The following is a 15684-nucleotide window of genomic DNA, read 5'->3' as shown; positions in this document are numbered from 1 at the left end:
TCTCACCTTAATAGGTGCACATTAGATACAGCCAAGTTAACCATTATTTATTATTTATTTTTTACTTCTTCATCTTTACTGGCTTTTTTCAATTTTTCTAAAAATTCATCTATCTCTTTATCAAAGGATATTCCCTTGGGAACTAACACTATGCCAAACTGCTTTCCCCTATCCTCGCCTGTAATTGTATGCTTCTCAATATTTCCATTATTTTTTCTTATTTCAAGATCTAAACCATAAAAATTTCTCTTTATTGCCATAAATACTTCTTTTTCATTCTTAGGGATTTCTTCATTAATTTTAACTATTTTATCTCCACTTCTTAATCCCTTCTTGTATGCAATAGAATTTGGTAAAACATCTAAAATGCATATTTCATCATCATTTGAAAAATATAAAGGCTCCCTAAGAGCTTCTAATTTCAGTTCCATTCTTATTCTAAGTTCATATAGTAATGGAATTAAAATAATTAGTGCAATAGTAAAAACAAGGCTTTCTTTTAATAAATAAGCTAGTATTATAACCACTATACCATATGCAATATTAATTAATCCAGATGTTATTGTCTTACACCTTTTGCTTTGAGTAAATGTAGATCCTTCATATGAGGTTGCTCCATAAGCTGACAAAGTTCCTAAGGCAGCAACACTCATTACGGCCTTAGCTTTATCTCCATAAAAAAATGGTAACCACTGTGGTAAATCTTTGACTTCATTGATAATTGAATTTCCACTATTAGCTCCTAAAACAACTAATAAGCATAAAGGCAATGCCCAAAATCTTTTAAAGCCAAATCCACCTACTAGCTTCCCATCTTTTTGAGTAAATATAGGTAAATAGCCTTTGTCTCCATCTATCATTGCTAAAATACCTTCAACAATTGAGAAAACACCTATTAATACAATGATTGAAGTTAAATTAATAGAAAAACTAAATCCTCTTCCAAAGTATTCAGTATTACTACTTACTAAAACTCCTATAACACCTAGAAATGCTGCTATATAAGGAAATTTAATAAATCTATTCTTATATACAATGGAAAATACTGATACTGTTAAAATAACATCTATTAAAGAACTATTTTCAAAGGTTACTCCTAAAATACTTAGTAATAAACTGGCTATTAGCCCCCCTAATATACCAATTAATATCTGCAATAAAGTCATCTCAAGAGGAGATTGAATACTCCTCCCAAGCATTAACTTTTGCATAAAAGCTATATTCCTATTTTTAAAATAGAATATTATAGCTATTACTATTAACATTAAAGACAAGGCAGGACTTACTAATGCATAAGATATAGCTCTTATATTTTCTATAAGTAAATTCATTTTAAGTCCTCCAAAAATTTATTTATTTTATCTTTTCTTGTATGATTTCTAAGGCTTTTTCAAATTGAGGATCGGTACTTCTTGAATATGTCTTTTCTTTAAGCTCTTTTGGATATTCAACTGTAACATCTGGTCCTATACCCTTTTTATGAATATTTTCTCCATTTGGAGTATAATATTTTGAAATAGTTACTTTTAAAGCTGTACCATCTTTTTCTTGACCTATCTTATCTAAAACAACTTGAACTATTCCTTTACCAAATGATGTTGTTCCAACTAGAGTTCCTAAATCATAGTCTCTAATAGCTCCTGCAACTATTTCTGAGGCAGAAGCAGTACCTCCATCAATTAAAACTACTAAAGGCATTCCCTGTGCAATTCCGCCTTTAGATACACTTTCCTCTTTATTACCATACTTATCTATTGTAGACACTATAACCTTATCCTTTGGAACAAAGTTTGATACTAGGTCTACACATTCTTTCATAAATCCTCCTGGATTTCCTCTTAAATCAAGGATTAACCCCTTCATACCTTTATCTTCTAAAGCTTTTAATTGAGTTTCAAAGTCTTTAGCTGTTCCCTCATCGAAAGCTAAAACTTCTATATATCCAATATCTCCATCAATCATTTCACTTTTAACGTTAACTGTTTTAATTACATCTCTCATAACATCAACGTCAAATTCGCCTTTACCTTCTCTATATAATGTTAATTTTATATTTTCTTTTGTAGTACCTTTCATCATTGAAACGGCCTTATCTAATTCGTTTACTGAAACTGGCTCTCCATTTACCTTTAATATAACATCTCCAGTTTTTATTCCAGCCTTTTCAGCTGGTCCTCCTTGAATAGGAGCAATTACTACTATCTTACCATCTTTAGCAGCCACTTGAATACCAATTCCCATGTAGTTTCCTTGACTTTTTTCTTTAAAATCTGAAAACTCTTTTCCATTCATATAGTAAGTATATTGATCCCCTAAAGACGAAACCATACCCTTTATAGCTCCTTCAGCCAACTTACTATCATCAATTTCTCCATCATACCATCTATAGAGCATTTCTCTTATTTCTAATACCTTTTTAAAATTTTCTGTATCATTTACTTTCTCTAATGATGACTGAACTGCACTTACACTAGTTATAGGTAAAATTCCAAATGCAGTTAGTCTATTTCCTGCATATACAGAAACACCAATTATTAAAGTTAAAGCAACACCCATGGCTAAAACTCTAAGTTTTTTTTTCTTCTTAAAATTTTTAATAATATTATTATATTTCTTTTTTTCATCGTCCTTGTGACTCATAAAAACCCACCCTTTCCAAAAAAAAAAGCTTAAAATACGCTATATTTAAATAGTTTACGTATTTTAAGCTTTTTATATTCTATATTAAATATTAAACGTCTAAGAATTTTCTTAAAGCTATTATACTACCTATTGCACCAATAACAATACCTGCTATTATAAATTGCCATGACATTGTTGTTAAAACATACATCGGTTGTACAAATTGTGGCATATATAATGATGATGAAGATACAATTTTTCCGTATAAGAAGTTATATCCTGCAAATAATAAAAGTGTTGAAAGAATACCACCTACAAGCCCAATTATAACCCCTTCTATTACGAAAGGCCATCTTATGAACCAATCAGTTGCACCAACGAATTTCATTATTCCTACTTCTCTTCTTCTTGAGTAAACTGTTATCTTTATTGTATTTACTATTAGGAATAGTGATACACCTACGAATACTATACCTAAAACTAATCCTACTGTATTAATAACTTTTACAAAGGAGTTTATAGTACCTATAAGCTCTTCGTCATTACCTACATCTTCTACACCAGCCATATATTTATCATTAGTTTTCATAGCACTTTCAACGCTTGAAGCTACTTCTGGATTTTCTAATCTTACTATGTATGAAGCTGGTAATGGGTTATTTTCTTTGCTATATCCAGCTAAAATCTCTTTATTATAATCACTTGAACCCTCCATCTTTGCAAAAGCTTGATCTTTAGATTCAAATTCTACTTCTTTTACCCCTTGAACAGTCTTAAGCTTTGCTTCAACTGCATCCCTTTGCTCTTGTGTTACGTCGTCTTTAAGGAAAACCTTAACCTCAACTTTGTCTTGAACATCTGTAACCCCATTTTTAACATTTAAAGCAGTTAATAAAAATGCTCCAAATATAAATAATGTAGTAAGAACAGTTGCTATAGAAGCTATACTTATTGTTCTATTTCTCTTTAAACTTTTGAAAGCATCTGATATGAAATATCCTATAGTACTAAACTTCATATTCATATCCTCCTTTCTGAACATCACTAACTACTTCACCTTTATCTATAGCTATAACCCTCTTTTTCATTGAGTTAACTATTTCTTTAGCATGAGTAGCCATAACTACTGTTGTTCCTGCCTTGTTTATATCATCTATTAGTTCCATAATTTCTTTAGCTGTTTCTGGATCTAAGTTACCTGTAGGTTCATCAGCTATTAAAACTTTAGGATTATTAACTATAGCTCTTGCTATTGAAACCCTTTGTTGTTCTCCTCCTGATAATTCATTTGGGAACATTTTATATTTATTAGATAATCCAACTAGTGATAATACCATTGGAACTCTCTTTCTTATTTCTTTTGGCGAAGCCCCTACTACCCTCATTGCAAAGGCAACATTTTCATAAACATTAAGAGTTGGTATTAATCTAAAATCTTGGAACACCATCCCTATTTTTCTTCTATGATAAGGTATTTGTCTTCTTTTTATCTTAGATAAATCTTCGTTTCCCATAACTATGTTTCCAGTTGACGGCTCAACTTCTTTTAATAACATTTTTATGAAAGTTGACTTACCAGCACCACTAGGTCCAACTAAGAATACAAACTCACCCTTGTCAATGTTTATATTGACATTTGTAAGTGCTTTGACATTCTTATTATAGACCTTGCTAACATTCCTAAATTCTATCATTGTTAACACTCCTTAATAACTTTTTTCTACTCAACAAATTAAAATCTAAACAAAGGTTTAGAAAAAATATATATATATTTACCCGATTGCTATCAACACTAATCTATTTTACTATTTTACCCTACTTTTCTACATTAATCTACTTAATTTTTGTTAATATTTTATACCTTAATGTAAAGCATCTTAATTATATCATAACAAAGTTCTACATTTCTACTAAATCAAGAAAACCTTCTCCAAAGACTTCTTTAGAATCATTTACTGTTATAAATGCTCTTGGATCTATTTCCTTAATTTTCTTTTTAAGACTTATAAACTGCCTTCTATTTACTACCACATAAAGTATTGTTACAGGTTCCTTTGAATAACCTCCTGTACCTTCTATTTTAGTACATCCTCTTTCAATTTCTTTCATTATTACCTGAGAAATTTCTTCGCTTTTTTCACTGATTATTAAAAGTTGTTTACATGAGTTAAAACCTTCTATTATTTTGTCGATTAATATTCCCATTATAAAAACACCAATTAATCCAAATAAGGCTTTATCAACCCCAAATACTAGAAGTGCACATACTACAACAACACAATCTGCACATAAAAGTGATTTTCCTATTTCAATATGTAAATACTTATTTAATATTTTAGCTACAATAGCTGTTCCTCCTGTTGAAGAATTCTGGCTAAACACTAATGCTATTCCAAAAGCTCCAACTACACTACCAAAAATAGTAGCTAAAAGCATATTTTCTGTTACTGCAAAAGTTGGTAAAAAACTTTCTATTAAACTTATTGTTATGGATAATCCAAAGGCTGCATATATACTACGTCCTCCAAAACTTCCACCTATAAGCCAAAATGCTAAAGCAAATAATATAACGTTAGCAACATTCATAAACATTCCTTGTGATATACCTGTTATCTTATTAATAACTAGAGCCAAACCTGATACTCCACCAGCAGCAATATCGTTAGGATAATAAAAGTATTCTAAAGATACAGCTAAAAGAATTACTCCTAAAGTAATTATTCCATACTCTTTTAATGTCTTCATACTAATCTTCATTTTAAAAACCCCCTCTTAATAGATTTATATTTAATTTTCTCTCCCCATTTTAAATTAATTATTAATTCATCATTTATATTATTGCCTTCAATTCTTAATATTAACATTTATATTCATATTTTGGCAATAAAATTCAAAATAATACTTTTTTGTCTTTTTATGTATAAAATAAAAAGCAGCATGAGAAAAATTACTCATGCTGCTTCTTTTCTATATCTTATAGATTATCTTTTTAAGCTTATTGCTTTCTTAGCAGCCTTAACTGCTTCTTCTGAAGTTAATCCATAAGCTTGTAATAATTGGTCTGGTTTACCACTTTCTCCGAATGTATCTTTAACACCAACTCTAACTACTGGTACTGGATATTCTCCTCCAACAACCTCAGCTACAGCTGATCCTAATCCTCCAATTATGTTATGCTCTTCTAATGTAACTATTGCTCCAGTTTCTTTAGCAGCTTTTAATATAAGCTCTGAATCTATTGGTTTAATAGTATGAATGTTTATTAATCTAGCATTAATTCCTTCTTTAGCTAAAGCTTCAACAGCTTCTATAGCTACATCAACCATTATACCTGTTGCAAATAATGTTACATCATTACCTTCTTTTAATTCTATACCTTTTCCAATTTCAAATTTGTACTCAGGTCTATCATTTATTACATTAACTCCTGCTCTTCCTAATCTTACGTAGCAAGGTCCATTATATTCAGCAATAGCTCTTATTGCGGCTTCTGTTTCAACTGCATCTGATGGGCATATTACTGTCATGTTTGGTATACTTCTCATTAAAGATAAATCTTCTATAGCTTGGTGTGATGCTCCATCTTCACCAACTGTTAAACCAGCATGAGTAGCACATATTTTTACATTTAATCTTGGGTAACATATTGAGTTTCTTATTTGCTCAAATGCTCTTCCAGCAGCAAACATAGCAAATGTACTAGCAAATGGAATTTTTCCACAAGTTGATAAACCTGCTGCTACTGACATCATATTTCCTTCTGCAATACCCATGTTTATAAATCTTTCTGGACATGCTTTTTTGAAATCTGCAGTTTTAGTTGATTTTGAAAGGTCTGCGTCTAAAACTACTATGTTCTTATTTTCGTTAGCTAAAGCAGCTAATGCTTTTCCGTATGCTTCTCTAGTTGCTATTTTTTTCGCCATTAGTTGTCCCCTCCGATCTCTTTTATAGCTTGCTCACATTGCTCTTTAGTTGGAGCTGTTCCATGCCAAGCTGCTTCATTTTCCATAAATGAAACACCTTTACCTTTTACTGTGTTACAAACTATGCAAGTTGGTGCTCCTTTTGTACTCTTAGCTTTTTGTATAGCATTCATTATTTCTTCATAATCATGTCCATTTATAACTATTACATTCCATCCAAAAGCTTCGAATTTCTTGTCTATTGGGCATGGACTCATTACTTCTTTAATGTCACCATCTATTTGTAATCCATTGAAGTCAACGAAAGCAGTTAAGTTGTCTAATCTGTAGTGAGCTGCTGACATAGCTGCTTCCCAAACTTGACCCTCTTCTAACTCTCCATCTCCTAAAATAGTAAATACTCTGTAATCTTTGTTGTCTAATTTACCAGCTAATGCCATACCTACAGCTGCTGATATACCTTGACCTAAAGAACCAGTTGACATATCGATTCCTGGTAAGTCGTTCATATTTGGATGTCCTTGAAGGTTTGAACCAAATTTTCTTAATGTTGTTAATTCTGCTGGATCAAAATATCCTCTTCTTGCTAAAGCACTATATAATACTGGTGCTGCATGTCCTTTTGATAAAACGAATCTATCTCTATTTGGATCCTTTGGATTTTTTGGATCAATATTCATTTCATCGAAGTATAAAATTGTTACTATATCTGCGATTGATAAAGATCCACCTGGATGTCCTGATGCTGACTCAGTAAGCATAGTTACTATGTCTTTTCTTATAACCTTAGACATGCTTTTTAACTCTTGTATCTTGTTGCTCATAATGACCTCCTGTACATTTATGTAAACTTTTTTAAAATATTGTTTTACCTTTTTGCCAAGTTCATTCTATCACAAAAAAATGATTTTTCATATAGTAATTTTTTATTTATGCTAATCTTTTTATGCTTTTTACTTTCATTAAGTATATTCTAATAAGCAATTAGACTACTCTATTTATCTTTAATTTTCACGACTTAAAATCGTCTTTTTAATATTAAAGTCTATAATAGTATATCCTGGATAAATTTTTCTATGAAAAAGTTTTAATTAGAGTATCACATTTATAGCTTTAATACTATACAAAAATTATATCGATTACAATTGATTATTTTTTTAAATTTTATATATTATTAGCTAAAAAACAATAAAAAATTCCTTTTTTAGACAAAAAATTAAGACTATGATTAAATATTTAATCATAGTCTAAGTTATCTAATTATTGTAAGTTTAAACTTATTAACAGAGATTTATTTACTTTTTTCATATCGTCCTCTGTCATATGTCCAATTTTCTCTTTTAATCTCTTCTTATCTAAAGTTCTTATTTGCTCTAAAAGAACAACAGAATCTCTATTTAACCCATATTCTTCAGAAGAAATTTCTACATGCGTAGGCAATTTTGCCTTATTTATTTGTGAAGTTATAGCCGCAACGATTACAGTTGGACTATACCTATTTCCTATATCATTTTGTATTATTATGACTGGTCTTATTCCCCCTTGCTCTGATCCAACAACTGGACTAAGGTCAGCATAAAATATATCCCCTCTTTTTACATTCAAACTAGCCATTTATATCACACTCCGCAAAGCCATGTCTCATATTCTATTTGATCAAAGTATTCTACAGAAGTTCCTTCTTCAGCATATTGTGAATTTATTAAAGCCATAGCCTTATATCCTTCCTTCATTGCTTCATAAAAGTCGTCTTCTTTTTTGTCCTCACTATATGTTATTATATTTCTTCCTTTTAATTGACTAAAATTTTCGATTTTTTTCTCTTTTTTTGAATTTTGTTTATTGATCTTTGATACTGACATGTACATCACTCCTAAATGTAAAAAGAGTTATAAAATTATGTATAAATTATATTACAAAATATGCCATCTTGTCAAAGATTTTATCTTAAGCAAATGATATTTTTTGACATAATATTTATTATTAAATTTGTTTTCTATGATTTTTTCTAATAAAATATATTAAATATGTAAAACTATACCTAAATTCAAATAACTTTCTGAGTTTAATATTGTGATTGCTTAAAAAAGCAATCACAGCATTAATCTTAATTTTTAACTTTACTAAAGTTATTAAACTTTATAGAAACACTTTCCGAATCATCCCTATCATAAATTGTAGCTTCTTTAGGAACCTTTTTCTTTGCATCTATAACCATTACTTCTCTTGAAAAATTTTCATTTCCATTTAAATTTTTAAACTCTAATATTATTTCAGACTTCTCATTTTCATCATTCCACTTATAAGTAAATTCATGTTCTTCATTGCACAAATCTTTTAATTCATTTATAAACATAAATCTATAGAACTGATCATAGTCTCTTCCAACTTCATAAGTTTTTTCATCTTTAACGTAGTTTATTATTATTTTGTCCTTTTCAAATAATTGTTCTCTATCATCTAAAACAATTTTTGTGCCAACTTCTTCGTCATAATAAATTCTACCCTTTTCTTGGAACTGACCTCTAGAATTTTTAACATCATATATTATTTCTGTTTCATAAGATTCTATAGAAAACATATCTTCCAATATACCTTCTGGTGTTAAATTATAAGTTCTTTGATAGATAGCTAATCCACCTATAACCCCTAAGATTATAATTAATAGTATTATGAGTATGGCATTTCTTTTACTCCTCATGAAAATCCTCCCAATGAAACCTTATACCTTACATACTATTAATTAGTAATCCTTTTTATTCTAAAAGCTAATCAATTCTTTAATTTTATTAGGAATATTTTTTATAATTTCCATAGCACTTACAGTGAAATTCTCCTTTGATAATTCATCACCTATGTATCCATGTATATATGATCCTAAAATAGCAGCATCAAAACTATTTACTCCTTGAGATATTAATGAAGTTATAATTCCTGTTAATGTATCTCCCATTCCCCCTGATGCCATAGAACTATTTCCAGTAGGATTCACAAATACTTTATCTCCATCAGTTATTATTGTATTATATCCTTTTAATAGAACTATAACTCCATTTTCTTTTGCAAAAACCTTAGCAATTCCAATTCTATCTCTTTCAACATCTTTAATCTCTATACCTAATAATCTTGCCATCTCTCCTGGATGTGGTGTTAATACTATGTCCCCTTTAAACTCTTTTAAAATTGATTTTTTTCCCTCTAATACATTTATTCCATCTGCGTCTATGACAAGATTTCCACTATAAATATTAAATATATTATTTAACACTTCAAATGTTAAATCATTATTGCCCATACCTGGTCCAAAAGCAATTACATTTGACCCACCAATAAATTCTTCGTATTCTTCTTTAGAATTATATGTTCCTGTCATTCCTTCGTTTAACTTAATAGATAATTCACTTTGGACATCTTTATGAGTAAATACTGTAACCAAACCAGCTCCAGTCTTTATGGCTGCTTGCCCTACCATGTAAGCAGCTCCAATAAATCCTTTATGTCCAGCAAATATCAAAGATCTTCCATATGTACCTTTATGACCATATTTATTTCTATAAGGAAATTTATTTCTTATGTATTCTCTATCTATAAATCTCATATTATCTGAGTTTTTATAAACTATACTCTTAGGTATTCCTATATCTACAACTTTTAAATCACCTAAATATTCAAAGCTGTTGTAATTTAAAAATCCTAATTTATAAACTTGAAAACTTATTGTTTCATTAGCCTTAACAGCTATTCCACAAATACTACCCTCATCTGAATTTATACCTGATGGAACATCTATAGAAACTGTAAATTTACTATTTTCATTTATACATTTTATAGTCTCAAAATATATTCCAGAAATCTCTTTATTAAGTCCAGTTCCAAAAATACCATCAATAAGTATTTCACTATTTATTATATTATTTTTTAGTGTCTCTAAATGCTTAGTATTAGATATATCTCGTATATAGCAACCTAGCTTTTCTAATATATCAAGGTTAGTTTTATAATCTACAGACCCATTTTTTTCTTTTTCTAATATATGTACATAAACTTTTTTACCTTTATTTAACAGATGTCTTGCAATGCCTAAGGCATCACCACCATTATTGCCTCTTCCAGAAATAATAGTAAAACTTTCTTTAGTTAAATCTATATTTTCTAAAAATTTAATTATGGCATTTTCCATCAAAACTATGCTTGGCATATTAAACTTTTCTATATAATCTTTATCCATATTTCTTATGCTATTAGAACTACATATTTCCATGATATTCACCCTCCAAAACAGAATATGCAATTGCATTACTATTATTATGAGAGATACTTAAATGTATCTTTAGTGAATTATTATTTCTTATTAGTTTATTTCCTATTAACTTTGCACCATTGTGCAAAATAACTTCAGGTTTTCCTAATTCATTTCTAAGAATTTCAATATCTTTAAAAGAGAATCCCCTTATACCAGTTCCTAAAGCCTTACTTACAGCTTCCTTAGCAGCAAAATTTCCAGCTATAACTTCACTATTCATTTTTCTACTAATAAAATAATCTATTTCTTTTTCAGTAAATAACTTGCTTAAAAAATTTTTATTATTTTGAATAGCTTGTCTAACTCTTTCTATTTCAATGATGTCGACACCAATACCTATTATCATAGAGATCCTCTCCCCTTAATCATTAATATATTTATCTACTATGATACTACTAGAATGCAAAATCAGCTACACAGTTATCAACATCTTCACCTATAACATCAATTAGATGTATAGGTGATACTTCATATTTATGCAATTTCTCAACTAAAATTTCTACCTTATCTTTATTAGGAGATATCTTCTCAACAGAATCTCTTTCTACATTAATTAAATCTGAATCCATAAAATCTTTTCTTTCAACTTCTATCCCATACACTGTTGTTCCCTTAAAACAAGTTTCTATCAATCTATAACAAAATTTGTAGCATTTATCTTCTATGTTTATTTCCTTACACAAGTTTTTTACGATTTTCATTTAATTTCCTCCTTATTTCCCTATGTTATATGCATGTACACCTCAATCATCTTTATCTTATCACCTTTATTTAAAAAAACATGTCAAATCGTGGACATGTAAATATATTTTTTATCGTTATTTAACGACATAAGTCTCTTAATCAAAAGCTAAATTTCATTTTTTTTGTATTTTTCTGTGAAAATTTCTTCTTTTTTATCTATTTTTTTTTATTTTTTCATAATTTACTAATAAATTTTATGAAAACGATATAAAAGCTATAATTTATCCACTTATTATATAATTAGTTATATTTATCAAAGTATATAACTATGTAATAATTCTCCTGTAATCGTTATATATAAATAAAATGCGAGGGGGATTTTTTATGACGAATAAACAAAAAATGCGTAAGCGTAGAAGGGCTCTACTTTGTGTTTTTGCAGCATTTGCATTTTCTTTTAACCCTTTAGGAAAAATAACTTATGCAACACCTAAACAAAACTCAAGTATTGTAAATTACGTACAAGCTCACGAGGAAACTTCAAACTCAATTCAGAATCAACCAATCTCATCTTATTGGTATCCAGAAGATTTATTAAAATGGAGTGCTAACAATGATAAAGATGTACAATTCAATAAAAGCACAGTTCCATTAGCAAAAAGAGTCGAAAAAGATAAACTTGACACTATTAATAATACCCAAAATAAGGATGTTAAAGTTGTAGCAATTTCAATAATGAATGCTAACACTAGTGGTAACCCATCACAAGGTTCTAATAAATTTAGTTCTAATACATTCTCTTATTGGCAATACATAGATAAATTAGTTTACTGGGGTGGATCAGCTGGAGAAGGATTAATAGTTCCTCCAAGCCCAGATGTTACTGACTCAGCACATAGAAATGGTGTTCCTGTTTTAGGTACTGTATTTTTCCCTATGACAGCTCATGGTGGAAAAATGGAATGGTTAAATAAATTTCTTGAAAAAGATGCTAATGGAAACTTCCCTATAGTAGATAAATTAATTGAAGTTGCAGAAAACTATGGCTTTGATGGTTGGTTCATAAATCAAGAAACTGAAGGAACTGAACAAGAGCCTTTAACTCCTGAACATGCTAAGCTTATGCAAGAATTAATAAAGCAATTTAAAGCTAAGTCTAATGGAAAATTTGAAATCATGTGGTATGATTCAATGACAAAAGATGGAGATATGGATTGGCAAAATGCTTTAACTGATAAAAATGAATATTTCTTATTAGATGGAGATAAAAACAAAGTTGCTGATAGTATGTTCTTAAATTTCTGGTGGACATATAATAGTTTAAAAGATAAAGATTTATTAAGAGTATCTAATGAAAAAGCTAAAAAAATAGGAATAAACCCTTATGACTTATATGCTGGAATTGATGTTCAGGCAAATGGATATAAAACTCCTCTTAGATGGACTCATTATCAAAGAGATGACCAAGCTCCATTTACTTCATTAGGTTTATATTGTCCAAGCTGGACTTACTTTGATGCTAAAACACCAGAACAATTCCAAGAAAATGAAAGCAAATTATGGGTTAATGAACATGGTGACCCATCAAAGGCAACTAATGCTCAAGGAGTTGATTGGAGAGGAATCTCAACATACTCTGTTGAAAAAAGTGCTGTAACTAGCCTTCCTTTTACAACCAACTTTAATATGGGTAATGGATATGATTTTTATGTTGATGGTAATAAAGTATCTACTCAAGATTGGAATAATAGAAGTTTAAATGATATAATGCCAACTTACAGATGGGTTATTTCAAATGAAGAAAATAATAATTTAAAAGCTGACATAGATTATACTACTGCTTACTATGGTGGTAACTCAATTAAACTTTCTGGTTACCTAGCTGAAGGAAAAGCTTCTACAATAAAACTTTATAGTTCTGATTTGACTTTACCTGAAGGGGTACAATTCACTACTACTGCTAAGGCTAATGGAAATACTGTAGATATGGATTTAGTTCTTACATTCCATGATGGTACAGAAGCTACTATTTCTGCCGATAAGAAACTTGGTACTGATTGGACTAAACTTACTTATGATGTTTCACCATACCTGGGAAAATCAATTAAAACTATTTCTTATAAACTTTCAAGCCCAGTATGTGTTGATAACTTCTCAGCAAACTTAGGTAATATAACAATAGAAATTCCTAACTCAAGTTCAAAAGTAAATATATCTAATGCTAAATTAAATGATGTTGACTTTAAAGATGGAATATATGCAGGTGCTAGACTTTCATGGAGTCCTGAAGGAAATTATTCTGATGTACATCATTATGAAATTTACAGAGTTATGAATGATGGAACTAAAGTTTTACTAGGTGCAACTCCTAATACAAATTATTATGTTAGTGATTTAAGAAGAAATGATAAAGAAACAAATACTAATTTTGAGGTAGTTGCTGTTAATAAAAACTTTAACAGAGGAAATAGTCAAAGTATAAATATGGAATGGCCTGATTATCCTGCCCCAACAGCATCATTTAAGGTTTCAAATACCCTAATAGCCCCAGGACAATCAGTAACCTTTACTAACACTAGTTCTGAAGTTACCGAAGAAATCCAATGGAAATTCCCAGGTGCTAAAGTTGAAAGTAGTACAGAACAAAATCCAACTGTTACTTATGAAAAAGAAGGTGTTTATCCAGTAATACTTACTGCTAAAAACTCTTCTGGAGAAAATGTAGAAACTAAAACTGAACTTATAACTGTTACAAATGCTGCAAAAGATGGTTTAGTAAACTTATCACTTAATAAATCAGCTAAAGCATCAAGCTTTGTAAACGAGAATGAAGCTCCTCAATATGCTTTAGATGGAAATGTTAAAACTAAATGGTGTGCCGTAGGCTCTTCTCCTCATATATTAACAATAGATTTAGGAGATATTAAAACTATAGGAGAACTAGAAATAAGCCATGCAGAAGCAGGTGGAGAAAGCAACGGCATGAACACTAAAGCTTACTCTCTTGAAGTTAGTAATGATGGCGAAAACTTTACTCCTGTATTAAACGTAAATGATAATACAAAGGCTATAAGTAATGATGCTTTCCCTGTTACTAAAGCTAGATATGTTAGATTAAACATTATTCAACCAACTCAAGGTGCAGACTCTGCCGCTAGAATATACGAAGTGGCAGTAAAGGGATTAGATGGAAATGTAGATTTACCTCCTGTAATAAATCCTGATGAGCCAAATAAACCAGTTGATCCTGATCAACCAGATAAACCAAATAAACCTGAAAACCCAGATAATCCTGGTAATACAGATAAACCTGTTAATCCTAATCAACCTGGCGATTCTGAAAAACCAGAAACTCCAAACAATCCTAGTGATACAGAAAATTCAGAGGGAAAACCTGCTGGGCCATCAGCTTTAGTTAGTAAGGAAATTACTGCAAATAGTGCTTTACTAAGTTGGAAAGCTCCTGAAAAAGTAGACTTAATTCAAGAGTATGTTATTTATCAAGATGGAAAAGAAATTGGTAGAGTTCCTACTGACAAAACTCCACTTGAGTTCTTAGCTAAAGACTTAAAACCTAATACTAAATATAACTTCCAAGTATCTTCAATTGATAAAAACGGAAAAGAATCAGATAAAATATCATTAGAAGTTACTACAAATAAAAAAGATAATGGAAATTTACCTAATACAGGATCACCTATAGGGGCTGGTGCTTTAGCTACTACTGGAATTGCTTTATCATCTGCTGGTGTTTATTTAACATTAAAGAAAAAAAGAAAATAAATAATTAATTATAAATAACAATCAATTTAAAATAGCCATACTAAAGTATGGCTATTTTTACTTCTATTCATATATATTTTTACAGTTTATACCAAGGGTTTGATGCAATTTTTAACTAAAACTTATTAAATATTCATGCTAATTTTCTGAAAATTCTCAATTGTTTTTTAGTTTAAAAATCAGTTAATAATGCCCAATTTCTATTTACTTTTAACCCTAAAAGTGTATAATTAATAATATCAAATAATAAATTTTATTAATTGATATTATTAATTAATTAAGAGGCTAATTACACTTTTTTATATCATTTTATCAAAAATTTATAAATTTGCTTAACATAGTAAAATAATTATTGGTAATTATATA

At 29.5% G+C, this 15684-nt stretch carries 14 protein-coding genes; 1 reads left to right on the top strand and 13 read right to left on the bottom strand.

What is annotated here, in order from left to right; all coding sequences use genetic code 11:
- Positions 1-50: 50 nt before the first annotated feature.
- The 13 genes from ACYUCG_RS10695 to ACYUCG_RS10635 form a co-directional block, all read right to left on the bottom strand.
- Positions 51-1331, bottom strand: a complete 1281-nt coding sequence (locus tag ACYUCG_RS10695) for a hypothetical protein (protein ID WP_415319501.1) — start codon at positions 1329-1331, stop codon at positions 51-53.
- Between the two features lie 22 nt (positions 1332-1353).
- On the bottom strand, positions 1354-2640 hold the full coding sequence (locus ACYUCG_RS10690; protein ID WP_460268596.1) for a S41 family peptidase: 1287 nt from the start codon (positions 2638-2640) through the stop codon (positions 1354-1356).
- Between the two features lie 91 nt (positions 2641-2731).
- The gene (gene ftsX / locus ACYUCG_RS10685) at positions 2732-3640 is read right to left on the bottom strand and encodes a permease-like cell division protein FtsX (RefSeq protein ID WP_415319502.1); all 909 of its coding nucleotides are present in this window, start codon (positions 3638-3640) and stop codon (positions 2732-2734) included.
- Entirely contained in the window at positions 3630-4316 is a 687-nt protein-coding gene (ftsE, locus tag ACYUCG_RS10680; protein WP_060794793.1) for a cell division ATP-binding protein FtsE, read from the bottom strand. Before ftsE ends, ftsX begins: the two co-directional genes overlap by 11 nt.
- Before the next feature lie 205 nt (positions 4317-4521).
- Complete coding sequence (locus ACYUCG_RS10675) at positions 4522-5379, bottom strand: YitT family protein (RefSeq protein WP_011009719.1); 858 nt, start codon at positions 5377-5379, stop codon at positions 4522-4524.
- A 224-nt stretch (positions 5380-5603) separates the two neighbouring features.
- Positions 5604-6548, bottom strand: coding sequence for a transketolase family protein (locus ACYUCG_RS10670; RefSeq protein WP_060794792.1), 945 nt, complete (start codon positions 6546-6548; stop codon positions 5604-5606).
- Entirely contained in the window at positions 6548-7372 is an 825-nt protein-coding gene (locus tag ACYUCG_RS10665) for a transketolase (RefSeq protein ID WP_060794791.1), read from the bottom strand. Before ACYUCG_RS10665 ends, ACYUCG_RS10670 begins: the two co-directional genes overlap by 1 nt.
- A 436-nt stretch (positions 7373-7808) precedes the next feature.
- Positions 7809-8162 (bottom strand): type II toxin-antitoxin system PemK/MazF family toxin, encoded by a 354-nt coding sequence (locus ACYUCG_RS10660; protein ID WP_003458025.1) that lies wholly within the window; start codon positions 8160-8162, stop codon positions 7809-7811.
- A gap of 5 nt (positions 8163-8167) precedes the next feature.
- On the bottom strand, positions 8168-8410 hold the full coding sequence (locus ACYUCG_RS10655; RefSeq protein WP_060794790.1) for a hypothetical protein: 243 nt from the start codon (positions 8408-8410) through the stop codon (positions 8168-8170).
- Between the two features lie 245 nt (positions 8411-8655).
- The gene (locus tag ACYUCG_RS10650; RefSeq protein WP_060794789.1) at positions 8656-9249 is read right to left on the bottom strand and encodes a germination lipoprotein GerS-related protein; all 594 of its coding nucleotides are present in this window, start codon (positions 9247-9249) and stop codon (positions 8656-8658) included.
- 60 nt (positions 9250-9309) lie between these two features.
- Complete coding sequence (locus ACYUCG_RS10645; protein WP_139932653.1) at positions 9310-10809, bottom strand: NAD(P)H-hydrate dehydratase; 1500 nt, start codon at positions 10807-10809, stop codon at positions 9310-9312.
- Positions 10796-11197, bottom strand: a complete 402-nt coding sequence (acpS, locus tag ACYUCG_RS10640) for a holo-ACP synthase (protein ID WP_060794787.1) — start codon at positions 11195-11197, stop codon at positions 10796-10798. The genes ACYUCG_RS10645 and acpS overlap by 14 nt, the downstream gene beginning before the upstream one ends.
- A 49-nt stretch (positions 11198-11246) precedes the next feature.
- Positions 11247-11552: a DUF6514 family protein gene (locus tag ACYUCG_RS10635; RefSeq protein ID WP_060794786.1), complete on the bottom strand. Its 306-nt coding sequence runs from the start codon at positions 11550-11552 to the stop codon at positions 11247-11249.
- Positions 11553-11919: 367 nt separating this feature from the next.
- Here ACYUCG_RS10635 and ACYUCG_RS10630 point away from each other — a divergent pair, with 367 nt between their 5' ends.
- Positions 11920-15318: an endo-beta-N-acetylglucosaminidase gene (locus tag ACYUCG_RS10630; RefSeq protein WP_460268595.1), complete on the top strand. Its 3399-nt coding sequence runs from the start codon at positions 11920-11922 to the stop codon at positions 15316-15318.
- Positions 15319-15684 lie beyond the last annotated feature (366 nt).

The sequence above is a fragment of the Clostridium sp. CTA-17 genome (genome assembly GCF_054767895.1).
The sequence above is the reverse complement of the archived record's forward strand: the minus strand, read 5'-3'. Positions and strand labels throughout refer to the sequence as shown.